Raw genomic sequence first — 2,432 nt, 5'->3', positions numbered from 1 at the left:
ACGAGCGGGGTGTTCGGCGCCCCTGGCCGCGGTCGAGCTCGTCGCCCTCGTCGTGGTCCCGGGCGTGCTGGCCGCGTGGATGCGCAAGCGTCGGAGGGCGGCGTGAGGCGCCGCGTCGTCCTGCTCCTCGCCCTCGTCCTGGGCGTCGGCGTGCTCAGCGGCACCGGCGGGGCGAGCGCCGGGACGTCCGACGCCTACTCCGCCACCAAGACCCTGAAGCGGACGTTCGCGGTGGACGGCGAGACGCTCACCGTCGACGAGCGGAAGGTGTCGGTCACCGTCGACCACACCCGCAACCTGCGCGGGCGCGAGCGGATCCGGGTGTCCTGGACCGGCGCGCACCCCAGCGGCGGCCGCGCCACGAACCCCTACGGCGAGAACGGCATGGCCCAGGAGTACCCGGTCGTCGTGCTGCAGTGCCGGGGCCTGGACGACCCGACGCTGCCGGCGAAGCAGCGCCTGTCGCAGGAGACCTGCTGGACCTCCACGCAGACCCAGCGCTCGCGCAGCGAGAGCGAGCGGTCGGCGATCTGGCGCCAGGACGTGCACGCGTCCGAGGAGGACCGCGCCGCCAAGTCGGGCATGGATCCCATCCCCGCGTCGTGCAAGGACGCGGCGATCTTCTCCACCCACCTCACCCCGTTCGTCGCCGCCGACGGCACCACGTTCTCCGCGTGCACGAGCACCACCATGCCCCCGGAGGCGGCCGCGGACGCCTCGTTCCCGCCCGCGGAGGTCGCGGCGTTCACCGACGTCGAGGGCAAGGGCTCGACCGGCTTCGAGGTCCGCACGGCCGCCGAGAACGAGTCGCTCGGCTGCAGCTCGACCGTCCGCTGCTCGCTCGTGGTGATCCCGATCATGGGCATCAGCTGCGACGTCGAGGCGACGAGCGAGTGCACGCGCACCGGCCGGTTCGCCCCCGGGTCGAGCAACTACAGCGCCGAGGGCGTCGACGCCGCGGTGTCGCCGCTGTACTGGTGGGCCGAGTCGAACTGGCGCCACCGCTTCAGCGTCCCGCTGACCTTCGCGACCGAGCCCGACGTCTGCGACGTGCAGGACTCGCGGGCCCCGACGGCGTTCTACGGCTCGGAGCTGCTCAGCCAGACCACCACCCAGTGGACCCCGGCCTACTGCCTGGACGCGGACCGCTTCAAGCTCCAGCACAACCGCATGGGCGACGGTCCGGCGTTCACGCTCATGGAGCGTGGCGAGGCGGCCGCGGCGTTCGTGTCGGGCAAGCGCGAGCGGGTCCGCGACGCGCCGGTGGGCTACGCGCCCACGGCGTTGACCGGGTTCGCCGTCTCGTACGTCGTCGACCGGCCGAACAACGCGGGCGAGGCCGAGAAGCTGCGCCTGACGCCTCGGCTGCTGGCCAAGCTGCTGACCCAGTCCTACACCGGCTCGGCGCTCGGCGCGGGCCACCCCGGGATGGGCAAGAACCCGACGTCCCTCAACCGCGACCCGGAGTTCCGGGCGCTCAACCCCGGCCTGGACGACATCTCGCGCGAGGCGGCGGCGACCGTGCTGTCGTTGTCGGAGTCCTCGGACGTCGTGTCCAGCCTCACGGCGTACATCGCCCAGGACCCGGAGGCGCGCGCCTTCGTCCGGGGCAAGGCCGACCCCTGGGGGATGGTCGTCAACCCCAGCTACCGGGCGGTGCGGATGCCGACCGACGAGTGGCCGCTGCTGGACACCTACGTCCCCCGCACCTCGCAGGAGTGCCTGAAGCAGGTCAGCACCCCGTACTTCACCCAGATCGCGGCACCGGTGACGTCGCTGCGCAGGATCGCCGAGGCCGTGCTGGACGCGTGGCCGAACGTCCAGACCAAGTGCACCCGGTCCACCACGCAGGAGCCGTGGAAGCAGGGCCGGGTCGACCGGCAGGGCCTGGGCTCGCGGTTCATGCTCGGCATCGTCAGCCTCGGCGACGCCGCCCGGCTCGACCTGCGCACCGCGTCCCTGCAGACGAGGGTGACGAAGGGCAGCGGCTCGGCGTTCACCGGCACGGCCGGCCGCACGTTCGTGGCGCCGACGGACTCGGCCATCCGGGCGGCCGTCCGCACCGCCGTCCCGAGCAAGGACGGGCTCGAGCCGTTCACCCTCGGGCCGGCGACGACCTCGCGCGACCCGCGGGCGTACCCCGGCACGATGGTGGTCTACACCGCCGCGAGGCTGGAGGGCATGGCCAAGGCCGAGGCCCGCAAGGTCAGCCAGTTCATCACCATCGCGACCACCGAGGGGCAGCGCCGTGGCGCGGCCAACGGCCAGCTCGCCGACGGCTTCGTCCCCCTCACCCGCTCGGGGGTCACCGGCGCGCTGTGGCGCCAGGCCCAGTCCGTCGCGAAGGCGGTGGCCGCGCAGGAGTCCGGCGACGACGGCACCGACGCACGGACCGGTCGGACAGCGACGACGCCCCCGGGCGCGGCGGACGC

General features: G+C 73.6%; 1 protein-coding gene. It reads left to right on the top strand.

Annotation, left to right across the window (positions count from 1 at the left end; genetic code table 11):
• Positions 1–102 precede the first annotated feature (102 nt).
• Positions 103–2,432 (top strand): hypothetical protein (locus tag AC2W7G_RS13735; protein WP_485868931.1); only part of this gene is annotated, 2,330 nt, incomplete at its 3' end.

This window comes from Aeromicrobium sp. PFPM2_SD2, assembly GCF_057364525.1.
This window is presented reverse-complemented; position numbering and strand designations above follow the sequence as displayed.